This is a genomic window from Pseudomonas sp. UM16 (assembly GCF_050312595.1).
Taxonomy (GTDB): Bacteria; Pseudomonadota; Gammaproteobacteria; order Pseudomonadales; family Pseudomonadaceae; genus Aquipseudomonas.
On sequence record NZ_JBNPJT010000014.1, the window covers coordinates 40,864 to 63,589 of the forward strand.

The 22,726-nt window shown below is 60.7% G+C and carries 15 protein-coding genes; 6 read left to right on the plus strand and 9 right to left on the minus strand.

Translation table 11 applies throughout. The annotated features are described in order from the left end of the window. Positions 1 to 111 precede the first annotated feature (111 nt). The 3 genes from ACQRAX_RS17580 to ACQRAX_RS17590 are packed head-to-tail and all read left to right on the plus strand — an operon-like array spanning position 112 to position 3,085. Positions 112 to 2,232: a putative bifunctional diguanylate cyclase/phosphodiesterase gene (locus ACQRAX_RS17580; protein WP_412040536.1), complete on the plus strand. Its 2,121-nt coding sequence runs from the start codon at positions 112 to 114 to the stop codon at positions 2,230 to 2,232. A gap of 38 nt (positions 2,233 to 2,270) precedes the next feature. After that, positions 2,271 to 2,771: a M48 metallopeptidase family protein gene (locus ACQRAX_RS17585; RefSeq protein WP_412040537.1), complete on the plus strand. Its 501-nt coding sequence runs from the start codon at positions 2,271 to 2,273 to the stop codon at positions 2,769 to 2,771. Between the two features lie 17 nt (positions 2,772 to 2,788). Beyond that, on the plus strand, positions 2,789 to 3,085 hold the full coding sequence (locus ACQRAX_RS17590; protein WP_412040538.1) for a winged helix-turn-helix domain-containing protein: 297 nt from the start codon (positions 2,789 to 2,791) through the stop codon (positions 3,083 to 3,085). 75 nt (positions 3,086 to 3,160) lie between these two features. On the opposite strand, the gene ACQRAX_RS17595 is transcribed toward ACQRAX_RS17590, so the two are convergent. Continuing rightward, on the minus strand, positions 3,161 to 3,613 hold the full coding sequence (locus tag ACQRAX_RS17595) for a GNAT family N-acetyltransferase (protein ID WP_412040539.1): 453 nt from the start codon (positions 3,611 to 3,613) through the stop codon (positions 3,161 to 3,163). A 239-nt stretch (positions 3,614 to 3,852) separates the two neighbouring features. On the opposite strand from ACQRAX_RS17595, the gene ACQRAX_RS17600 reads away from it, so the two are divergent. Beyond that, positions 3,853 to 4,590, plus strand: coding sequence for a substrate-binding periplasmic protein (locus tag ACQRAX_RS17600; RefSeq protein WP_412040540.1), 738 nt, complete (start codon positions 3,853 to 3,855; stop codon positions 4,588 to 4,590). On the opposite strand, the gene yccS is transcribed toward ACQRAX_RS17600, so the two are convergent. The 8 genes from yccS to putA form a co-directional block, all read right to left on the minus strand. Continuing rightward, a complete protein-coding gene (gene yccS, locus ACQRAX_RS17605; protein WP_412040541.1) occupies positions 4,591 to 6,774 on the minus strand; it encodes a YccS family putative transporter in 2,184 nt (727 codons plus the stop codon). It lies immediately after the preceding gene. A 118-nt stretch (positions 6,775 to 6,892) separates the two neighbouring features. After that, positions 6,893 to 8,074: an NAD(P)/FAD-dependent oxidoreductase gene (locus ACQRAX_RS17610; RefSeq protein WP_412040542.1), complete on the minus strand. Its 1,182-nt coding sequence runs from the start codon at positions 8,072 to 8,074 to the stop codon at positions 6,893 to 6,895. 75 nt (positions 8,075 to 8,149) lie between these two features. Beyond that, positions 8,150 to 9,487, minus strand: coding sequence for an ATP-dependent RNA helicase DbpA (gene dbpA, locus ACQRAX_RS17615; RefSeq protein WP_412040654.1), 1,338 nt, complete (start codon positions 9,485 to 9,487; stop codon positions 8,150 to 8,152). A gap of 105 nt (positions 9,488 to 9,592) precedes the next feature. Beyond that, positions 9,593 to 11,020 carry a multidrug transporter subunit MdtD gene (mdtD, locus tag ACQRAX_RS17620; protein ID WP_412040543.1) on the minus strand — a complete coding sequence of 476 codons (1,428 nt, stop codon included), beginning with the start codon at positions 11,018 to 11,020 and terminating at the stop codon, positions 9,593 to 9,595. Between the two features lie 56 nt (positions 11,021 to 11,076). Continuing rightward, a complete protein-coding gene (locus ACQRAX_RS17625) occupies positions 11,077 to 12,408 on the minus strand; it encodes a TldD/PmbA family protein (RefSeq protein WP_412040544.1) in 1,332 nt (443 codons plus the stop codon). After that, a complete protein-coding gene (locus ACQRAX_RS17630; RefSeq protein WP_412040545.1) occupies positions 12,408 to 13,850 on the minus strand; it encodes a TldD/PmbA family protein in 1,443 nt (480 codons plus the stop codon). Before ACQRAX_RS17630 ends, ACQRAX_RS17625 begins: the two co-directional genes overlap by 1 nt. 32 nt (positions 13,851 to 13,882) lie before the next feature. Continuing rightward, a complete protein-coding gene (locus ACQRAX_RS17635; protein ID WP_412040546.1) occupies positions 13,883 to 15,685 on the minus strand; it encodes an acyl-CoA dehydrogenase in 1,803 nt (600 codons plus the stop codon). Between the two features lie 194 nt (positions 15,686 to 15,879). Continuing rightward, on the minus strand, positions 15,880 to 19,833 hold the full coding sequence (gene putA / locus ACQRAX_RS17640) for a trifunctional transcriptional regulator/proline dehydrogenase/L-glutamate gamma-semialdehyde dehydrogenase (RefSeq protein WP_412040547.1): 3,954 nt from the start codon (positions 19,831 to 19,833) through the stop codon (positions 15,880 to 15,882). 353 nt (positions 19,834 to 20,186) lie between these two features. Between putA and putP the strand changes: the two genes are divergently transcribed. Both putP and ACQRAX_RS17650 read left to right on the plus strand, forming a co-directional pair. Further along, positions 20,187 to 21,671, plus strand: a complete 1,485-nt coding sequence (gene putP / locus ACQRAX_RS17645; protein ID WP_412040548.1) for a sodium/proline symporter PutP — start codon at positions 20,187 to 20,189, stop codon at positions 21,669 to 21,671. A 126-nt stretch (positions 21,672 to 21,797) separates the two neighbouring features. After that, positions 21,798 to 22,634 carry a 23S rRNA (adenine(2030)-N(6))-methyltransferase RlmJ gene (locus tag ACQRAX_RS17650; RefSeq protein ID WP_412040549.1) on the plus strand — a complete coding sequence of 279 codons (837 nt, stop codon included), beginning with the start codon at positions 21,798 to 21,800 and terminating at the stop codon, positions 22,632 to 22,634. Positions 22,635 to 22,726: the final 92 nt, after the last annotated feature.

Here is a 22,726-nt window from a genome sequence, read left to right on the forward strand (position 1 = left end):
TGCTTTCGTGTGATGATGGCAATCTGATGACTTCAGATTTATGGCAGCCAGGTCTAGAGTTAGTTTCGGATTTCAACCGAAATTCGATGTCAGTTTCCCAAGAGAAGCAGCATGGATTGCGCGCAACCTCATCCAAACGATGGCGGCTCGGTACTACTGGTCGTCGACGATTACCCTGAGAATCTGATCAGCATGCGTGCCTTGCTGGCCCGTCAGGACTGGCAAGTGCTCACCGCAAGCTCCGGAACGGAAGCGCTGAGCGCGCTACTCGAGCACGAAGTCGATCTGGTCCTGCTGGATGTGCAGATGCCCGGCATGGACGGTTTCGAAGTGGCCCGGCTAATGCGCGGTAGCCAGCGCACCCGGCTTACCCCGATCATTTTCCTGACGGCCAACGAGCAGTCCCAGGCGGCCGTGCTTAAAGGTTACGCCAGTGGCGCGGTCGATTACCTGTTCAAACCCTTCGATCCACAAATTCTCAAACCCAAGGTCCAGGCCTTGCTGGAGCAGCAGCGCAACCGCCGTTCTTTGCAGCGTTTGAGCCATGACCTGGAAGCCGCCCGGGCGTTCAATGCTTCGGTGCTCGAAAATGCCGCCGAAGGTATCCTGGTGGTGGCGGAGGACGGTTTGATCCGTTTCGCCAACCCGGCTATTGCCGGCTTGCTCGACGCGCCGTTCGAACACTTGCAGGGCATGTCGCTGCTGGATTTTGTGCAGTCACCCGGATCGACCTCGTGGCGTGACTCGGCGTTTTATCGCACTTACCTGGAGCGCGACACCCTACGCATTCACGATGCCGTGTTGCGTACCCTGGGTGGGCATCCGATACCTGTCGCGCTGTCATGTGCGCCGTTACCCAGTGAGCAGCGAGCCCTGGTGGTTACCGTGCTGGACATGTCGGTAGTGCGCCACTTGCACCAGCAACTCGAGTACCAGGCCATCACCGATCCGCTGACCGGCCTGCTCAATCGGCGGGGTTTCTACCAGGCGGCGGAAAGTGCGTTGTTGCGTAACGAGCGCTTGGATCGGCCGCAGGCCTTGTTGTTTTTGGATCTGGACGGCTTCAAGCGGATCAACGATTCACTCGGACATGAGGCTGGTGACCGGGTGCTCAATTGGGTGGCCGAGCAGCTCAAGGATTGCCTGGGTAATTGCGCGATTCTTGCGCGCATGGGGGGCGACGAATTCACCGCGTTGCTCGACTCGCTTGAATACCCTGAACAGGCCGCGCGTTGTGCCGAAAAGCTCATCGAGCGTATGTCTATCTATCAAGAAATCGATGGGCTGGAGGTGACCCTTGGGGTCAGTATCGGTATCGCCACCTACCCAGAGTGCGGAGCCAGTCTGGATGGGCTGCTGCGCGCTGCGGATGCTGCGATGTATGCGGCGAAACAATCGGGCCGTCAGCAGTACCGCTATTACGATCAGGACTTGAACGGGCGCGCGCGTTCGCGGCTGATGCTTGAAGACAGTGTACGTGGCGCCATTGAACACAAGGAGTTCACCCTGGCTTACCAACCCCAGGTAGCGTTGGCCGATGGTCGCCTAAGGGGTTTCGAGGCGCTGTTGCGTTGGCGCCATCCCAGCGTTGGCGACGTGTCGCCAGGTTTATTCATTCCGCTGCTGGAGGAGGCCCGGCTGATCACCCGCCTGGCCAGTTGGATTTACCAAAACGGGGCGGCACAGCGCCGGGCCTGGAACGAGCGCTATGATGCTGGCCTGGTGTTGGCTATCAGTCTGAGCCAGGTGCAGTTCAGCATGCCCAACCTGGTGGAGGAGTTGGCGCGGGTTATATTTTGCCAAGAGCTTCAGCCGGCCCAGCTGGAAGTGGAAATTGCCGAATCCTCCTTGTGCTACAACTTCGATGACGCCATTAAGCAGCTGCACCGGCTGCATAAACTCGGGGTGCGCATTGCCCTGGATGATTTTGGTGCAGGCGATTGTTCGTTGCGCAGGATCCGTGATCTGCCCATCGATACCCTCAAGCTTGATCGGCACCTGGTGGCACAGCTACCGGAATCGAGTGCTGACGCGGCAATGGTGCGCTGTTTGATCGAGCTCTGCCGGGAGTACGGGATCACCGTGGTCGCCGAGGGCGTGGAAACCCGTGAGCAGATGCGTTGGCTACAGGCCAACGGTTGTGAGTATGTACAAGGTTATCTACTGGCGCATCCGATGACCGCTGAGGATGCCGGCGAGTTTCCGCGCTTTTTTGACTGGCAACAGGTGTAGTTGGGTACACTGCGTTTTTTATCCGCCCGCTTTCGCCCATGACCGCTCTGAAGTACCTCCAAGCCTATCCGCCCGCGTTGCAAGATCAGGTACGCCAGTTGATTGCCAGCAATCGTCTGGGTGACTACCTGCAGCAACGCTACCCGGACCGTCATGCCGTGCAGAGTGACAAGGCGCTGTACAGCTATGCTCAGGGCCTCAAGCAGGAATACCTGCGCAACGCGTCGAACCTGGACAAAGTCTTGTTCGACAACCGCCTGGACCTGACCCATCGTGCGCTGGGCCTACACACGGCCGTCTCGCGGGTGCAGGGCGGCAAGCTGAAGGCGAAGAAGGAAATCCGCATCGCCTCACTGTTCAAGGACGCGGCGCCGCAATTTTTGAAAATGATCGTGGTGCATGAGTTGGCCCATTTGAAGGAAAGTGACCACAACAAGGCCTTTTACCAACTCTGCGAACACATGCAGCCGGGCTACCATCAACTGGAATTCGACCTGCGTGTCTACCTGATTTACCGCGAGCTGCCTGGCAACGGGTGAGCCGTAAGGACCTGCCAATGGATGTGAGCAAGACCAAGACCAGTTTTTACCGTCGGCTGTACGTCGCCTGGTTGATCGATAGCCAGACCGCTGTCAGCGTGCCTGCGCTGATGGAGGCGACCGGTATGCCCCGGCGCACCGCGCAGGACACTATTGCCGCGCTGGCCGATCTGGATATCGTCTGTGAGTTCGAGCAGCAGGCGGGCGCGCGTAATCATGCCGGACACTATCGAATTCGCGATTGGGGGGCGATCGACAAGCAGTGGATCATCCAGCATTTGCGCAACATTCGTGAGGTTCTCGGATATCCCTGACGGGCGGGCGTGGGCGGATTCACCGGTCCGGCGTCCCGGTGAATCTGCTGCTAAAAGATGTAGCGGCTCCAGATTTCAACCGCGGCGCATGCCGATGTGGGGAATATCGTCCTCAAGATATTCCTCGCCCACCACGACAAAGCCATAGCCTGCGTAGTAGTCCTGCAAGTGCGCCTGTGCAGACAGGTAAACCGGTACTCCAGGCCAGTTCTTCTCAGCCTGTTCCAGTGCCTCCTTGATCAGTTCATGACCCAGCCCCTGACCCCGTGCAGACGGCGCAGTGACCACGCGGCCAATCACCACATCGCCGCCTTGAGAGTCTGGATCGAGCAAGCGCAGGTAGGCTTTTAGCTCGTCATTCTGCCAGCCCATCAGGTGGCAGGTGTCGCCGGACAGGTCTTGGCCATCGACTTCCTGATAGGCGCACTTCTGCTCGACGACGAAGACTTCGGTGCGCAAGCGCAGAATGGCATAGAGTTGTTCTTTACCAATATCGCTGTGATGTTTACAGATCCAGTCAATACTCATGGTGGCTCTCAAGCAGTTGATTGGCATGATCATGGCAGATGACTGGGCTGAGGACGAGGGCGAAAATGCCACAAGACGACTCAAGGTGTGATGCCAATCAAGGTGAAGGCAATTTGATATCATTGATCCTGCCTTGACGCTTGATCTTTGTGTAACCTGCGCAAATGTGCTGATAACGGTAGCTCTCAAGCAGTTGACATCAACGACGTGAAACGGCGCGTCTACTAAAGGATTTGAGCATGGCTGCGCTGCTTCGAGTCTTGGCTTTGCTTGGATTGTTGTTGGCACTCAATACCGCACAAGCGGAAAAACTGCGCCTGGTTGCCGACAGTTGGCCGCCCTTTGCGGATGCCAGTATGCCCGGTGGCGGTCTGGCCACGGTGATCGTCACCACCGCCTTGCGCCGCGCCGGTTACGACAGCGAGTTCGAGCAAGTGCCTTGGGCGCGGGCGTTACTGGGGGTGGAAGAGGGGCGCTACGACGTCCTGATCAACGCCTGGTTCAATGACAGCCGTACTCAGATCGGCGCGTTCTCTGCAGGCTATCTGAGCAATCGCGTTCGCTTGCTCAAGCGCAAGGGTGATCCGCTCACGTTCAACAGTTTGAACGATCTTTATCCCTATCCGATTGCGGTGGTCAGGGATTATGCCTATTCACCAGCGTTCGATGCCGATCAGCGTTTGCAAAAAATACCGGTGCGCAACTTTTCTGTGGCGGTGCGCATGCTGGCTGCCGGCAGAGTGGGCTTGACCCTTGAAGACGAATACGTCGCGCGCTACTTCCTGCAGCGTGAATCGCGCTCGGTGCGTGATCACATTGAGTTCATCGACCCACCGCTGAGTGAAAATCCCCTGCATATTCTGGTGAGTCTGAAGACGCCTCAGCACCAGCAGATCATTGCCGGTTTCAACCGTGCCATTGACGAGATGAAGGCCGATGGCAGCTACGAGCGCTTACTCAAGCACTACGGCTTCTGATCAGGCGGGTGCATCTTCCTTGATCAAGTGGGCGGCCAGGGTACGCAGCGGGCCCAACTGACGGCAGATCAGGGCCAGTTGGGTCTGTACCAGCCGCTGGTTTTCTTCCAGCTCTTCGGGCATCTGCTCCAGGGCGTTGGCAAGCGCTTCTTCAGTATCGCTGTGGATCGCCACTGGCAGCTTGCTGGCCAGACCTTCGGCGATTTCATCCAGGCTGTTGGCCAAGCTGGCTCCGGCGCCGTCAATCAATTGCTCATGGACGTCGGCAGGCAAGCTGGTTTCGCGATGTGCACCCAGGCCTGAAAGATAACTGAGCAACGTGTGCGAGAGCACCAGGAAGCGAAAGCCGACGTCCGCCTCCTTACGAAAATGCCCAGGCTCCATGAGCATGTTGGCCAACGTGGTCGACAGCGCCGCATCGGCGTTGTGGGCGTTGCGCCGGGCCAAGCGGTAGGCCAGGTCGTCGCGCTTGCCCTGGGCGTATTGCTGCATGATCTGGCGCAGGTAGGTGCTGTTGCAGCTCAGGGTATTGGCCAGCACTTTGTTCAGGCGTCTGCCTTGCCAGTCCGGCAGGAACAGGAAGACCGCGAGAATCGCGATCAGGCTGCCTACCAGGGTATCGAACAAGCGTGGCAGGAACAGCCCGTAACCATCGCCAACCTGGTTGAAGCAGAACAGCACCATCAGGGTGATCGCTGCGGTGGCCAAGGTGTAACGAGTGGTGCGGTTGACGAAGAACACGACCCCGGCCGCCACGGCGAACAGCGACTGGATGATCGGGCTCGGAAACAGGTCGAACAACGCCCAGCCCACGGTCAGGCCGATGGCGGTGCCGATGATCCGCTGCACCAGCTTGCGTCGCGTTGCACCGTAGTTGGGCTGGCACACGAACAGCGTGGTGAGGATGATCCAGTAGCCCTGGGTCGGGTGGATCAAGTGCACCATGCCGTAGCCGATCGACAGCGCCAGGGGCAGGCGCAGCGCGTGGCGGAACAGCAGTGAGGTCGGGGTCAATTGCTGGCGCAGGCGGCTCCATACGTCACGCAAGTTGCGCGGTGAGCGGTCGAGCAGGCTGCTGTCGCTGGCGTCGGCAAGCAGGTCCGGATTGCTCGCATCGCTGAGCAGGCGGTCGAGGGTCGCCAGGTTCGCGGCCAGGGCGCGCAGCGAACGCAGCAGACCGCGCCAGGCCGGGTTGCTCTGAATGCGCAAGTGCTCCAAGGAGGCATTGAGATCTTCCAGGGCCTGGGCAAAGCCGCTGTCGTAGCTGAACGGTTGGCGTAACTGGATCGATTCGGACAGTTGCTGGCAGGCCACCCCTTGCTGGCGCAGCAGGCGCTGGCAGCGGAACAGTACGTCGCTGTGAAAGAAGGCTTCGGTCAGGGCGTTGTAGGGGTAGTGCGAAGAGCTGGCGCGCTCGTGGATGTCCTGGGCGAGAAAGTACAGCTTCAGGTATCGGCTGACCTTCGAGCCGGGGCGGCCATTACCGACTCGGTGCAGGATGATTTCCTTGGCCGCATTGAGCGCCGCAACTACCCGGCCATTCTGTTGCGCCAGCTCCAGGCGCCGGGCTTCCACATCCAGTTGGCGGATGGGTTCGAACAGCGTGGCCTTGAGCTTCAGGTAACGGCCCAATTCACGGAACAGCCGCGCCAGACTTTGCTGCACCGGCTGGTTGGAGAACAGTGCTTGCCACAACACCGAGAGTAGCCCGTACCAGGCAGCCCCGGCCACCAGTAGCAGGGGCTCGTGCCAGAAGTCGCTGACTTCACCGCCGCGCTGGTCTACGCCGATCATGGTGTAGACCGAGAGAATCAATGTCGCTGAAGCGATGGCGCCATAGCGCTCACCCAAGGCGCCGAGCATGGTCAGGGCAAAGCTGGCCAGGGCCAGGGCACAGACAAAAATCAGTGGATAGGGAAACAGCAACTCTACCGATAGGGCGGCAACGGTAAAGCACACCAGAGTGACCGCCAGCGCGTTCAGGCGCCCTTGCCAGCTGTCGTCGGTCTCGGCCAGGGCGCTGGCGATAATGCCCAGGAACAGCGGGATCAGCAGGCTCATCTCGTCCTGGTACCAGCACAGCAGCATGCTGCCGGTCAGAGCGATGAGGACGCGGATGGCATAGCTGAACTTGTCCAGGGCCCAGAGGCGGCGCAACGATTGGCTGAACGAGGAGGATGACATGTCGGGTAGGCAGGCCTTGGGCGATGATCGAAATTGAGCCAGTCAGGTGGCAACCGTGTTACGGCTGTCATCTGACCAGCAAAATTTGTTCCTTGATGCGCTGATTCTACCGCGAAGGTTAGACGAACTGCGCGGCGGCGTACGCCGAGGCCCAGGCCCACTGGAAGTTGAAGCCGCCAAGGTGGCCGCTGACGTCGAGCACTTCACCGATAAAGTACAGCCCCGGGCTTTTCAGCGACTCCATGGTCTTGGAGGACACTTCGCGGGTATCGACACCACCGAGGGTCACTTCCGCGGTGCGGTAGCCTTCGGTGCCCGCTGGGACCACTTGCCAGGCCGCCAGCTGGTCACTGACCTGGGCCAGCTCGGCCGGAGTGTACTGCTTCATCGGCTTGGAGACGAACCAATTCTCGGCCAGCAGGTTGGCCATCTTCTTGGTGAAAATCTCACCGAGCAGGGTTTTAAGTTCGCTGTTGGGGCGCTCGCTCTGTTGCTGCTGCAGCCAGCTCAAGGCGTCGTGTTCGGGCAGCAAGTTGATTTCGACGGTATCACCGGGCTCCCAGAACGAAGAAATCTGCAGGATTGCCGGCCCGCTCAGACCACGGTGAGTAAACAGCAGGTTCTCGCGAAAGCGGGTGCCATTGCAGCTGGCGACACAATCCACCGAGGTGCCGGACAGTTCCGTACAGATCGCCTTGAGCTGTGGCTCGGTGATGGTGAACGGTACAAGACCGGCGCGGGTTGGCAGCAAGGTATGACCGAACTGGCGAGCGACCTGATAACCAAAGCCGGTAGCGCCCAGGGTCGGAATTGACAGGCCGCCGGTAGCGATCACCAGTGACTGGCACTGGAATTGCCCGGCGCTGGTTTCCAGCAAGTAGCCACCGTCGACTTTCTCGATCTGGTCGATGCGGGTATCCATGCGCAGCTGGGCGCCGGCATTGTCGCATTCGCTCAGGAGCATGCCGAGGATGTCGCTGGACTTGTTATCGCAGAACAGTTGGCCGAGTTTTTTCTCGTGATAGGGCACGGCGTGTTTGCCGACCATCTCGATGAAGTCCCACTGGGTGTAGCGGGCCAGAGCCGACTTGCAGAAGTGCGGGTTGTGCGAAAGAAAGTTGGCAGGCTCGGTGTACATGTTGGTGAAGTTGCAGCGACCACCGCCGGACATCAGGATCTTTTTACCCGGTTTGTTGGCGTGGTCGAGCAGCAGTACCTGACGGCCACGGCCGGCGGCGGTCAGGGCACACATCAGACCGGCGGCGCCTGCGCCAATGATGATCACTTCGGTGGAACGCACAGCGGTAGTCCTCGGGTCAGTGGTGAGGCATTCGCCGGCCTTGCCGGCGAAGAGGTCATCAAGAGCAACAAGAAATCAGACGATGCGCACGCGCAACGAACGGCCCTTGATCTTGCCGCTGTTCAGCCGCTGCAGTGCCTGTTTCGCCACCGCCCGCTCCACGGCAACAAACGCCTGGAAGTCGAAAATAGCGATCTTGCCTACCTGAGTGCCCGGCAACCCGGCATCACCGGTCAAGGCGCCAAGGATATCGCCTGGGCGCAGCTTGTCCTTGCGCCCGGCGGCAATGCACAGGGTGCTCATGGTCGGCAGCAGCGGCGCACCGTTCTGGGGCTTGAGGCTGTCCAGTTGTTCCCAGCGCAGCGGGGCTTTCTGCATCTGCTCGATCGCTTGCGCGCGATGGCCTTCGGCCGGAGCGACCAGGCTCACCGCCAGACCTTTCTCACCGGCGCGGCCAGTGCGGCCGACGCGGTGCACATGGATTTCAGCATCGCGGGCCAGTTCGACGTTGATGACCATGTCCAGGGCATCGATGTCCAGGCCACGGGCGGCAACGTCAGTAGCGACCAGCACCGACAGGCTGCGGTTGGCGAACAGGGTCAGAACCTGGTCACGGTCACGTTGCTCCAGGTCGCCATGCAAGGCCTGGGCGGCGACACCCTTGGCCTGCAGGTGTTCGACCAGTTCCTGGCACTGCTGCTTGGTGAAGCAGAACGCCACGCAGGATTGTGGACGGAAGTGATCGAGCACTTTGCTCACCGCTTCCATGCGCTGTTCGGGGGCGATTTCGTAGAAGCGCTGTTCGATCTGGCTGTCGGCGTGCAGGGCTTCGACCTTGACGGTCTGCGGATCGCGCATGAAGGTCGAAGCCAGCTGCTTGATGCCGGCCGGGTAGGTAGCCGAGAACAGCAGTGTCTGACGACGTTTTGGGGTTTGTTCGATGATGTCGGCGATGGCGTCGTAAAAACCCATGTCGAGCATGCGGTCGGCTTCATCGAGGATCAGCGTGTTGAGACCGTCGAGCACCAGGGTGCCTTTGCTCAGGTGTTGTTGAACACGGCCCGGGGTACCGACGATGATATGCGCGCCGTGCTCCAGCGAAGCGATCTGCGGGCCCAGCGACACGCCGCCACACAGGGTCAGGATCTTGATGTTGTCTTCGGCACGGGCCAGACGACGCAGCTCCTTGGCCACCTGGTCGGCCAGCTCGCGGGTTGGGCACAGGACCAGTGCCTGGCAACCGAAGTAGCGCGGGTTGATCGGGTTGAGCAGGCCGATGCCGAACGCGGCAGTCTTGCCGCTACCGGTCTTGGCCTGGGCAATCAGGTCCATGCCTTTGAGAATGACCGGCAGGCTCTGGGCCTGGATCGGGGTCATCTGGGCGTAGCCGAGGGCGTCCAGGTTGGCCAGCATGGCGGCGGACAGCGGCAAGGTGGCGAAGGCGGTGGCAATGGTGGTCACGAGGCGGGCCTGCAAAACAAAATGTCGCGCAGTGTACCAGCCTCGTGGCCATTAGCCCTAAGGCTCGATCTCCGGTTCCGGACGAGGGGCACGCCTTCCGTCCGTCCTCGCCAGCTGCATGAAGATCGCCGCCGCCAGCATGGCCATCAGGCCGATGGTCAGGAAGGTCAGTTGAAATGCTCCCAAGGTACTCTCCACACCTTCGGCACTGCCCGCTGCGCTGAAGCCGCCGAGCAACGCACCCGCACAGGCTACGCCGAGGCTCAGGGACAGTTGTGCCACCACTGAAAGCAAACTATTGCCGCTGCTGGCGCTGGCATCGTCGAGATCGATCAGGGTGACGGTATTCATCGCGGTGAACTGCATCGAGTTGACGGCGCCAAGCAGAGCCAGCTGGAACAACAGCAAGGCGTAAGGCGTTTGTTCGTCAACCAGTCCCAGGCTGGCCAGCAACAATCCGAGCAACAGGGTGTTGCCCGTGAGTATGGTGCGATAGCCAAAGCGCTCGATCAGCGGCCGGGCGATTGATTTGGCCAGCATCGCGGCCGCCGCCAGGGGAATCATACTCATGCCGGCCTGGGCCGGTGAATAACCCAGGGCCACCTGCAGCAGCAACGGCACCAGAAACGGCAAGGCGCCGCTGCCCAGGCGGGCGAACAGGTTGCCGAGAATGCCCACGGAAAAGGTGCGCGTGCGGAACAGGCTGGGTGCAAACAGCGGGTTATCGATGCGCCCGGCGCGCAGCCAATAGGCCGCCAGGCATGCCATACCGGCAAACAACAGCAACATCACCCGCAGGTGCGGCAGGTGCAATTCGCCCAGGCCTTCCATGGCGATGGTGATCAACACCATGGCGGCACCGAACAACACGAATCCCACCCCATCAAAGCGCGTGCGCTCACTGCCGCGCAGGTCAGGAATGAAGCGCCATACGGCGTAACAGCCGATCACCCCCACCGGCAGGTTGAGCAGGAAGATCCAGTGCCAGCTGAGGATTTCCACCAGCCAGCCGCCCATGGTCGGACCCAGCAGTGGGCCGAGCAGGCCGGGGATGGTGATAAAGCTCATGATCCGCACCAGCTCCGAGCGCGGGTAGGCGCGCAGCACCACCAGGCGTCCTACCGGCAGCATCAGTGCGCCGCCCAAACCCTGTACCACCCGCGCCGCCACCAGCATGCTGAGGCTTTCTGACAGGGCGCAAAGCAGTGAGCCGAGGCTGAACAGCAGGATTGCGCCGAAGAAAATCCGCTTGGTGCCAAAGCGGTCTGCGATCCAGCCCGAGGCCGGGATCAGCAGGGCCACGGTGAGCATGTAGGCGATGATCACCGACTGCATGCGCAGCGGGTCTTCGGCCAAGTCGCGGGCCATGGCTGGCAAGGCGGTGTTGAGGATGGTGCCGTCGAGCGACTGCATGAAAAAAGCGATGGCCACGACCCACGGGATCCAGCGGGCGGTGGTCGGGTCCAGCGGGGCGCGGTTGGGCATGATTTCTCAGGTGTCCTTTAGGGCCTCATCGCCGGCCAGGCCGACGATGAGGTTCATCACAATGTCAACGTCAGGCGTTTGACCAGCGCTCCTGGCAAGTGGCTCGAACTGGTCTGGCGCTGCCCATAGGTGCTGGTCGACAGGATCAACTCGCGCTCCTGGGTCAAGGCTTCCAGTTGCGAACCCAACAAACTGTAGACGCTGTCATCGAAACGCATGGTGCTGACCGGTGCCTGGATTTTCCCGTCCTCGACCCAAAAGGTAGCAAAGCGCGTCAGGCCGGTCATGCGCGCGGCAGGCAGGTCAGAGAAGTTCAGGTACCAAAGGTTGCTGATGTACAGGCCGGTGCCCAGGCGGGCGAGGAGATCTTCCTGTTCGAGCTCGCCAGCGGCCATGCTCAATGCACAAGGTGATTCATGGCCATCGGCACCGTTGGCGACTAACTCGAGCTCGGCGGCGCTGCGGGCACAGATCAAGCGATCCAGGCCTTGGCCTTGCTCAATCAAGCGCAAATCGCTGCGCGGCGTGCCTTCATCGGAAAACGCCGGGCTCAGCGAGCCGCTGACCTGCTCGGCGATGCTGACCAATCGATTGAGCCGTGCATCGCCAGCATACAGGCGTTGCAGAGGACTGTTCTTGGTGGCTAGTGATTGAGCGGAAAAACCGCCCCAGCAGAGCATGGCCATGATTTCATCGATTGCCGCCGGGGCCAGGTAGGCGCGGTATTCACCAGGGGCGAGGGTCTTGAGTGGCCGGCCAAGGTATTCCAGCTGTTCGCGTGCCTGACGCAGGCGCAGAGCCAAGGCTTCGCTGTCCCAGTTCTGACCGGCATAGTTGGCTTTGACGGCTTGGCCGTTGCTATGGAACAGGCTCCAGTCGAAGTTGAAGCTGTTGGCCTGGTGCCAGCCGAAGGCGTCGAAAGAGTTGGCAAAACCACGGCAAATGGGCCCCGCAGCATAGATGCCGACCAGATCAAGGTCGCTTGCCCCTTGTTCGATCTGCGCCAACACCTGCGCAATCTCAGGTAGGGCCTGATCCTGCACGCTGTGGCTGTGCCAGGCACTTTCGTTGAGTTGTAGATAGGGGTCAGTTTCAAGCAGCGGCAGGGTCTGACGCAATTGTTCAAGTGCTTGCAGCACGCGCTGCCGGTCGACTTCGGCATCGTTGCCCAAGGTGAACTGCAGCTCTGCCTGACGGCCGTCCTTGACCAGCTTGAGGACGCAACTGGCTTGCTGTACTTCACCGGCCTGGCGCACTTTGCCATGGTTGAAACGGATGAACTGCGAGTGTTCGGCACTGTAACTGAGGGTGAAGTGCTCTGGCGTTCGAACCTGTTGTTGCAGGCAGGCCACCAGGGTCTGGAAACTGTGCAGTGGGGTGGTAGCCATCAGGCGTCTCCTCCGAATACGTCAATCTGGCTGAAGACACAGGCCGGTGAAGCGTGCCCGACCCGGACCACCTGGTTTGGCTCACCCTTGCCGCAATTGGGTGTGCCCAGTACCTGGAAAGTACTGGCGTCGCCAACCGCGCTGAGGTTGCCCCAGAACTGTGCGGATATCCCCCGGTAGTTAGGGTTTTTCACGACTTCCTTGAGCTCGCCGTTCTCGATCAACTGGCCCCATTCACAGCCAAACTGGAACTTGTTGCGTGCGTCATCGATAGACCAGGAGCGGTTGGTGCGCATCAGGATGCCGTGCTCGATACCCGCAATCAGCTGCTCGAGGCTTTTGTCCCCGGGTTCGATGTTGAGGTTGGCCATGCGATCGATCGGCGCGCGGTTCCAGCCACAGGCACGGCTGTTGGCAACACCGTCCAGCCCCGATCGGAACTGCGACAGGGCACCGCCCAGGGGGCGCAACAACAAGCCATCACGGATCAGGAACTGCTTGTCGGCGGCGCTGCCGTCGTCGTCGTGGCTGTAGCTGGCCAGCTCTTCGCCAATGCTCGGGTCGAAGGTCACATTGAGCAATTTCGAGCCGTATTGCAGGGTGCCGAAATCACTGGCTTTGACGAAGCTGGTGCCGGCGTAGTTGCGCTCATCGCCGAGAATTCGGTCCATCTCCAAGGGATGACCGATGGATTCGTGGATCTGCAGCATCATCTGGTCGGGCATCAGCAGCAGGTCGCGGACCCCGCTTGGCGTATTGTCGGCCATGAGCAATTGCAGGGCCTGGTCAGCGACCTTGGCACCAGCGCCAATCAGGCCGCAGCGCTCGATTACATCCAGGCCGCCCTGTTGGCCGAAGTTTTCCCGGCCCAGGGTGCGGCTCTGACTGTCTTGGCCATCGAACGCGGTGACGCCAAAGCCTGGATAGATAAACCGCTGGGCTTGGCGCAGCTCTGCGCCGGCAGTGTTCAGGTAGATTTGTTCGACGTTAGTGATACCAAGGCTTGCCTGCCAGTTCACCAGGCGGCTGTCGGCAGGCACGCTGGCTGATTCACTGGCGAGCAAGGCATAGCAGTCGGCCAGGGACGGCAAGGGTTGCTCGAGGTTGGGCGAAAAATAGTCGCTGTGCCCCGTGGCGACGGGCTGCTCGCTGAGGTCAAGGAGTGCCCGTGTGCCAATCTGTGCAGCCAGTTCCTGCGCCTGATCCAGGGCACGCTGCAGGCCAGCTTGAGACAAGTCGGCGGTGGCGGCATAGGCTTCTACACCCTTGACCCGGACGGTCAGCATGACGCCTTCGTCGCGGTAGAAAAACGGCGGTTCGGCGACGTTCTTACGTACTGAAAGCTGCTGTTGGGACTGCTGCACATAGCGCAGCGAAAAAAAATCGGCATCACTGCGCAAGGCGGCAAAGCGCTGGCGCAGCAATGCGGTCATCTCAAACATGCAAGAACCTCCGTGGGTACGGTGGTTCCCCCTCAGAACCACTCGTCGCGCATGCTCAGGCAGGTATCATCGCGGGCCTCGAGCAATGCCAGCTCATTATGGCAGCCCGGCACTTCCCAGGTCAGGAAATAACGCGCCGCCTGCAGCTTGCCTTGGTAGAAGTCGTAATCGGCCTGAATGCCCCAGGCCAGACCCTGTTCAGCATGGACCGCCTGTTCCAGCCAGCGCCAACCAACAACACAGTGACCAAAGGCTTTCAGGTACAGCGCTGAGTTGGCCAGCGCGAGATTGACCTGACCTTGGGCCAGGTCGCCGAGCAGACTCAGGGTTACGCGTTGCAGGCGCACCTGCAATTGCTCAAGGGGCGTGCGCAAATGATCAAGACTGGGGTAGCCACTGGCGCGTTCGCAGGTGGTGGCGATCAGACGTACCAGTTGCTTGAGCCCGGCACCGCCGTTCTGTGCCAGCTTGCGCCCCAGCAGGTCGAGTGACTGGATGCCGTGGGTACCTTCGTGGATCGGGTTCAAGCGGTTGTCGCGGTAGTACTGTTCGACCGGGTATTCGCGGGTGTAGCCGTGGCCACCAAGAATCTGGATCGCCAGTTCGTTGGCCTTGAGGCAAAACTCCGAAGGCCAGGATTTGACGATCGGGGTCAGCAGATCGAGCAGCTCATGGGCCTGCTGGCGCTGGCTTTCAAACTCGCCGCTCTGGGTTTCATCGAACAACCGCGCCGCATACAGGCCGAGGTCGAAGGCGCCTTCGACGTAGGCTTTCTGGGTCAGCAGCATGCGTTTCACGTCGCTGTGACTGATGATCGGTACGGCTGGGGTAGCGGGGTCTTTGTTGTCCACCAGGCGCCCTTGCGGTCGCTGACGTGCATATTTAAGGGAATACAGGTAACCGGCATAGCCGAGCATCACCGCCCCCATGCCGACGCCGATGCGCGCCTCGTTCATCATCTGGAACATGCAGGCCAGGCCCTGATGCGGTTTGCCCACCAGATAGCCGACGCATTCACCGTTATCGCCGAAGTTCAGCGCTGTCGAGGTGGTGCCGCGCCAGCCCATCTTGTGGAACAGCCCGGCCAGTAGCACGTCGTTGCGTGGGCCCAGGCTGCCGTCGGCATTGACCAGGAATTTGGGCACGATAAACAGTGAGATGCCTTTTACCCCCGGCGGTGCGTCCGGCAGCTTGGCGAGGACCATATGCACGATGTTTTCTGACAGCGGGTGATCGCCGCCGGAAATGAAGATCTTGTTGCCGCGCAGGCGATAGCTGCCATCAGCGGCAGGTTCGGCGCGGGTGCGGATATCGGCCAGGGACGAACCGGCATGCGGCTCGGTGAGGGCCATGGTGCCGAAGTAGCGACCTTCAATCATCGGTTGCAGGAACAGGCGCTTCTGCTCTTCAGTGCCGAAGCTCTCGATCAGATTGGCTGCGCCCATGGTCAGGAATGGGTAGGCGGTAGTCCCGGCGTTGGCTGCCTGGAAGTGGGCGAAACAAGCCTGCGAGAGCAGCGTCGGTAGTTGCATGCCGCCGGCCTCGAAGTCACGGCTGGCATTGAGGAAACCGGCTTCGAGAAAGGCATCGACGGCGGGTTTGACCTCGGGGATCAGAATCGCTTCGCCATTCTCATAGCGCGGTTCCTGTTCGTCGCCCTTGCGGTTATGCGGCGCGAAATACTTTTCGGCGATGGTGCGCGCAGTGTTCAGTGCGGCATCGAACGTCTCGCGGCTGTGTTCGGCAAAGCGTGGGCGTTGGGTTAGGGCCTCGGCGTCGAGCACTTCGTAGAGTTCGAAGGCCAGGTTGCGGGCGCTGAGCAGGGTCTCGGACATGACGGCATTCCTGTCTGGGGATGCGTCGAGTCTAGGAGGGGGAAAGGAGGGTGCCTAGCACCATAGATGGGGGTGATATGCCAGCTGTGCTGGGCGGCAAAACCCCATCGCCGGAAAGGCCGACCCCCATAGCATCAAGATTGTCTCGATTCCTGTGGGAGCCGGCCTTGCCGGCGATGGCGTTGTCTGGTCTATCAGCCGATTGTCATCAAACTCGCGTTACCACCGGCAGCAGCGGTGTTGACGCTCAGCGCGCGCTCGATCACCAGGCGTTCCAGGGCAATAGAGGTCTCGCCTGACGACAGGCCGTGCACGCCAACGATAGCACCAGCACGCTTGGCCACTTGCTCGCAGACAGCGCGCAACTGGTCGGAATGGCCATGATGCAGAACGGCGTCGAACACCACCTCATCCTGGGTCCAGTCACCGACCAGCTTGATGCGTGCTTGTACTTCTTTCGGCAGGCGGTTGCGCAGGGTCTTGCTCAGCTCGCCTTCCGGCCATACGGCGGAACTACCCACGGCCAACACCGCAGCCAGTTGGGTCAGCAGGTCAGCTTCGACTTCAGCCAGGCACAGCACGTGTTCACGCGGCAGAATGGTGTAGCTGTTGCGCTCACCGGTCGGGCCGACCAGCAGGCGGCTGATACCGCTTTGCGACTGTTGAGCGAACTGCTCGCACAGGCTGACCAGGTCGTTCAGCGTGTTGCTCGCTGCCCAGGCCTTGAATGCTTGCAGCGGTTTGCTCAGCTCGTCGCGCATGCGGGTGTCCGGAGCGTTGTCACCGTCGGTGCGCAGGAACGATTGCTCGATCGCATCGGCCGGACGGGTCGACAGCAGGCGGTACAGGTACAGCGGGCCACCGGCTTTCGGACCAGTGCCGGAGAGACCTTCGCCGCCGAACGGCTGGACGCCGACCACGGCGCCGACGATGTTGCGGTTGACGTAGACGTTACCGGCGTTGACGTTGTCGATGACCTTAGCGATGGTTTCGTCGATCCGGGTGTGTACACCCAGGGTCAGGCCGTAACCGGAGGCGTTGATCTGCTCGATCAGTTGGTCGAGGTCCTTGCGGTTGTAGCGCACCACGTGCAGGACAGGGCCGAAGATCTCGCGTTGCAACTCGTCGAAGCTTTCCAGCTCGATCAGGGTTGGCATGACGAAAGTGCCGCGCTTGATTTCTTCACCGTCGGCAATGGCCATCTGGTAAACCGTGCGGCCTTTGTCACGCATGCCCTGGATGTGCTTCTCGATACCGGCCTTGGCTTCGGCGTCGATCACTGGGCCGATGTCCACTGACAGGCGCTCAGGGTTGCCCAGACGGCTTTCGGCCATGGCGCCCTTGAGCATTTCGATCACACGGTCGGCGGAGTCCTCCTGCAGGCACAGTACGCGCAGTGCCGAGCAGCGCTGGCCGGCGCTGTCAAAGGCCGAGGACACCACGTCGATGACCACTTGCTCGGTGAGTGCCGAGGAGTCGACGATCATCGCGTTCTGACCACCGGTTTCGGCAATCAGCGGGATCGGACGGCCCTGGGCATCCAGGCGACCGGCGATGTTGCGTTGCAGCAGGCGAGCGACTTCGGTGGAACCGGTGAACATCACACCTTTGACCCGGTCATCACCGACCAGGCCTGCACCGACGGTCTCACCGCGGCCTGGCAACAACTGCACCACACCTTCAGGAATACCGGCTTCAAGCAGTAGGCGTACAGCCTGGGCGGCGATCAGCGGAGTCTGCTCAGCAGGCTTGGCCAGCACCGGGTTACCGGCTGCCAAGGCTGCAGCGACCTGGCCACTGAAGATCGCCAGCGGGAAGTTCCACGGGCTGATGCACACCACTGGGCCCAATGGGCGGTGGGCATCGTTGCTGAAGTCGTTACGTGCTTGCACGGCGTAGTAGCGCAGGAAATCGACCGCTTCACGGACTTCAGCGATGGCATTGGCGAAGGTCTTGCCGGCTTCGCGGGCGAGCAGGCCCATCAGCGGCTGGATTTCGGCTTCCATCAGGTCGGCGGCGCGCTCGAGGATCGCAGCACGCTCAGCCGGCGGGGTGGCCTGCCAGATCGGTGCAGCGTTGAGAGCGCACTGGATGGCGTTATCGACGTCGGCAACGGTAGCTTCTTGGACGTGACCAACCACGTCACGGTGATCGGACGGGTTGAGCACCGGCGCGGCGGCTTCGTTGCTGGAGGCGCAACCGAGCATCGGCGTGGCTTTCCAGTCGTTGTGGGCAGTGGCCAGCAGGGCGCAGGACAGCGACGCCAGACGGTGCTCGTTGGCCATGTCGATGCCGGCGGAGTTGGAGCGCTCGGCACCGTACAGATCACGCGGCAACGGGATGCGCGGATGCGGCAGGCCGAAATTGCCTTCCTGGGTGGCCATCTGCTCGATGGTCGCCACCGGGTCAGCTACCAGCTCTTGAATCGAGATCGACTGGTCGGCAATACGGTTGACGAACGAGGTGTTGGCGCCGTTTTCCAGGAGGCGGCGGACCAGGTAGGCCAACAGCGTTTCGTGGGTACCAACCGGTGCGTATACGCGGCACGGGCGGTTCAGCTTGCCATCGGCAACCTTGCCGACAACCTGTTCGTACAGTGGCTCACCCATGCCGTGCAGGCACTGGAACTCGTACTGACCCGGGTAATAGTTCTGACCGGCGATATGGTAAATGGCCGACAGGGTATGGGCGTTGTGGGTGGCGAACTGCGGGTAGATGACTTCCGGCACCGACAACAGTTTGCGTGCGCAGGCAATGTAGGACACGTCGGTGTACACCTTGCGGGTGTAGACCGGGTAGCCTTCCAGGCCTTCGACCTGGGCGCGCTTGATTTCGCTGTCCCAGTAAGCGCCTTTCACCAGGCGGATCATCAGACGATGGCGGCTGCGGCGGGCCAGATCGATGACGTAGTCGATCACGTACGGGCAGCGCTTCTGGTAAGCCTGGATCACGAAACCGATACCGTTCCAGCCGGTCAGTTGTGGCTCAAAGCACAGGCGCTCGAGCAGATCCAGCGACAGCTCCAGGCGATCGGCTTCTTCGGCGTCGATGTTCAGGCCGATGTCGTATTGCTTGGCCAGCAGGGTCAATGACAGCAGGCGCGGGTACAGCTCTTCCATCACGCGCTCGTACTGAGCACGGCTGTAGCGCGGGTGCAGGGCCGAGAGCTTGATCGAGATGCCCGGGCCTTCATAGATGCCACGACCGTGAGAGGCTTTGCCGATCGAGTGGATCGCCTGCTCGTAGGACGCCAGGTATTTCTGCGCGTCGTGCTCGGTCAGTGCGGCTTCGCCGAGCATGTCGTAGGAGTAGCGGAAGCCCTTGGCTTCGAACTTGCTGGCGTTGGCCAGGGCTTCGGCGATGGTTTCGCCTGTGACGAACTGCTCGCCCATCAGGCGCATGGCCATGTCGACGCCCTTGCGGATCATCGGTTCGCCGCTCTTGCCGATGATGCGGCTGAGCGAGGAGGTCAGGCCGGATTCGTTGTGGGTTGAGACCAACTTGCCGGTCAGCAGCAAGCCCCAGGTCGCCGCGTTGACGAACAGCGACGGGCTGTTGCCCAGGTGCGGCTGCCAGTTGCCGGTACTGATCTTGTCGCGAATCAGCGCATCACGGGTGCCTTTGTCAGGAATGCGCAGCAGCGCTTCGGCCAGGCACATCAGTGCCACACCTTCCTGGGACGACAGGGAGAATTCCTGCAGCAGGCCCTGAACGATACCGGCGCGGCCGCCAGCGCTCTTCTGGTTGCGCAGTTTCTCAGCAATACCGGCGGCCAGCTTGTTGGTGGCCTCGGCCATGACGGCAGGCAGGCGTGCCTGCTCCAGCAGCATGGGGACTACTTCCGGCTCTGGGCGGCGGTAGGCGGCTGTGATCGCCGAACGCAGTACAGACTGCGGCAGGATGCTTTCAGCGAATTCGAGGAAGCACTGATGGGCGTGGTCGCCCTGGACTTCGCCGGCATCATCGGCGTGATTGCCGGGCTGACCGTTGAGTTCGGTCAGGGTAGCGCCACCCTCGAGCTTCTCCAGGTAATTGAAGATCGCTTGCTTGATCAACCAATGCGGCGTGCGGTCAATGGACTGCGCAGCGGCTTTGAGTCGCTCACGGGTAGGGTCGTCGAGTTTGACCCCAAGGGTGGTCGTCGCCATTTCTTATCCTCATTATTGCCACAGGCTGTGGCTTAAGCTGGCGCCAAGATTAGCTGTGCGCGATTTCGGGTGCAACCTAGTGCAACCCAAAATATGTAGGAAAAGAGTGCAGCTCGTCCGGTGGGTAAAACCCCACAGGGAAAATGGCTGTTTATGGTGCATTTTCTTCTGTAAGCCGAGGTTCTTGCTCCGAAAGGGAGCAAAAAGCCGCTGATGTGCAAAAAATCCGACGAGGTGCAACTTGATTGTAAAAACAGGTTGCACCGTCTTTGCGTTGTTGCATAGGATTCGCGGCCTGGGTGCAACCTCTCCTGAGGCTGTCGCTACATAAAAACAAACGCCAGGGCGCAACAATGAGTGTAAGTAATCCAACCTTGATCACGTTCGTGATCTACATCGCGGCAATGGTGCTGATCGGCTTCATGGCCTATCGCTCCACCAACAACCTTTCAGATTACATTCTCGGTGGCCGTAGTCTCGGTAGCGTCGTGACCGCACTGTCGGCCGGTGCCTCGGACATGAGTGGCTGGCTGCTGATGGGCCTGCCGGGCGCCATCTATATGTCGGGTCTGTCGGAAAGCTGGATCGCCATCGGCCTGATCATCGGTGCCTACCTGAACTGGCTGTTCGTTGCCGGTCGTCTGCGCGTGCAGACTGAGCACAACGGCGATGCCTTGACCCTGCCGGACTACTTCTCCAGCCGCTTTGAAGACAAGAGCGGGTTGCTGCGGATCATTTCCGCTGTGGTCATTCTGGTGTTCTTCACCATTTATTGCGCCTCCGGCATTGTTGCCGGTGCTCGTCTGTTCGAAAGCACCTTCGGCATGTCCTACGAAACCGCCCTGTGGGCCGGTGCGGCAGCGACCATTGCCTACACCTTCGTCGGTGGCTTCCTGGCGGTAAGCTGGACCGATACCGTCCAGGCGACCCTGATGATCTTTGCCCTGATCCTGACCCCAGTGATCGTGCTGATCGCCACTGGCGGCGTTGATACCACCTTCCTGGCCATCGAGGCTCAGGATCCGTCGAACTTCGACATGCTCAAAGGCACCACCTTCATCGGTATCATCTCGCTGATGGGTTGGGGCTTGGGCTACTTCGGTCAGCCGCATATCCTGGCGCGCTTCATGGCTGCCGATTCGGTCAAGTCGATCGCCAAGGCTCGCCGTATCTCCATGACCTGGATGATCCTCTGCCTGATCGGTACCTGTGCTGTCGGCTTCTTCGGTATCGCCTACTTCTCGGCGCATCCGGAAGTTGCAGGTGCGGTCACCGAGAACCCTGAGCGTGTGTTCATCGAGCTGGCCAAGATCCTGTTCAACCCGTGGATCGCCGGTGTGCTGTTGTCGGCCATTCTCGCGGCGGTCATGAGTACCCTGAGTTGCCAGTTGCTGGTGTGCTCCAGTGCTCTGACTGAAGACTTCTACAAGACCTTCCTGCGCAAAGGTGCTTCGCAGCTGGAACTGGTCTGGGTCGGTCGCGCCATGGTGCTGTTGGTTGCTGTCGTGGCCATTCTGATTGCTTCCAACCCTGAGAACCGCGTTCTGGGTCTGGTCAGCTACGCTTGGGCCGGATTCGGTGCTGCCTTTGGCCCGGTTGTACTGATCTCGGTACTGTGGAAAGGCATGACCCGTAACGGTGCGCTGGCCGGTATCCTGGTTGGTGCGGTCACCGTAGTTGTGTGGAAACACTTCTCCATCTGGGGCTTGTACGAAATCATCCCGGGCTTCCTGTTTGGTGCCCTGGCTATCTACTTCGTCAGCAAGGCTGGCAGCCCGTCGACCGCGATGGTTTCGCGTTTCGAAGCTGCCGATGAGGCGTTCAAAGCCGGTCATTGATCGACTGTTAAATTGCGCCTAGCAACGGCCCGGCCTCGAAAGAGTCCGGGCCGTTGTCGTTTTGGCGTCCTGCGCCTGACGCCGTTCGTGCGACAAGGTAAACTGCACGGTCTTGCAGGAGTTGCCATGAACTATCGTCACGCCTTTCACGCCGGCAACCATGCCGACGTCTTCAAACACTTGGTGTTAACCCGACTTATTGCGCTGATGTCGCGCAAGGAGCAGCCATTCGCCTATCTCGATACCCATGCGGGCCTCGGTCTGTACGACTTGCAGGGCGACCAGGCAACGCGGACCGGCGAGTGGATTGAAGGCGTCGGGCGGCTTTGGGGGCGTGATGATCTGCCGGAGGTTATCGCTGACTACCTGCGTATCCTGCGCAAAATGAACCCTGACGGTGAGCTGCGCTACTACCCAGGTTCGCCCGAGCTTGCGCGGCGTCTGGCGCGTCAGCAGGATCGCGTGTTGCTCAACGAGAAACACCCTGAAGACGGGCGCATGCTCAAGGACAACATGAAGAAGGATCCGCGTGTTGCTGTGCACCTGGGTGAAGGTTGGCATGTGCCGCGCGCCCTGCTGCCGGTGCAGGAAAAGCGTGCAGTGATGCTGATCGATCCGCCATTCGAGCAGGCTGATGAGCTCAAGCGCTGCACCGTGGCCTTGAAAGAGGCAATCAGTCGCATGCGCCAGACCGTTGCGGCGATTTGGTACCCGATCAAGGACCAGCGCCAGTTGGTGCGTTTCTATCAAGATCTGACCAGTACCGGTGCGCCGAAACTGCTGCGGGTTGAGCTGTACGTGCATCCCCAGGACAGCCCGCAGGGCCTCAATGGCTCCGGTCTGGCTATCGCCAACCCGCCTTGGGGTCTGGAAGAAGAGCTGCGTGAGCTGTTGCCGTGGTTGTCCCAAGTGCTGGCGCAGACCCAGGGCAGTTGGCGGATGGATTGGCTGATCGCAGAGTAACCGTTTCGCCGCGCCTACAAGCACCCACGGATTACGTTATAATCCCGCTCTTTCGTTGCCGCTCGCCCCAAGGGGCCAGGGCGCATTTTTAC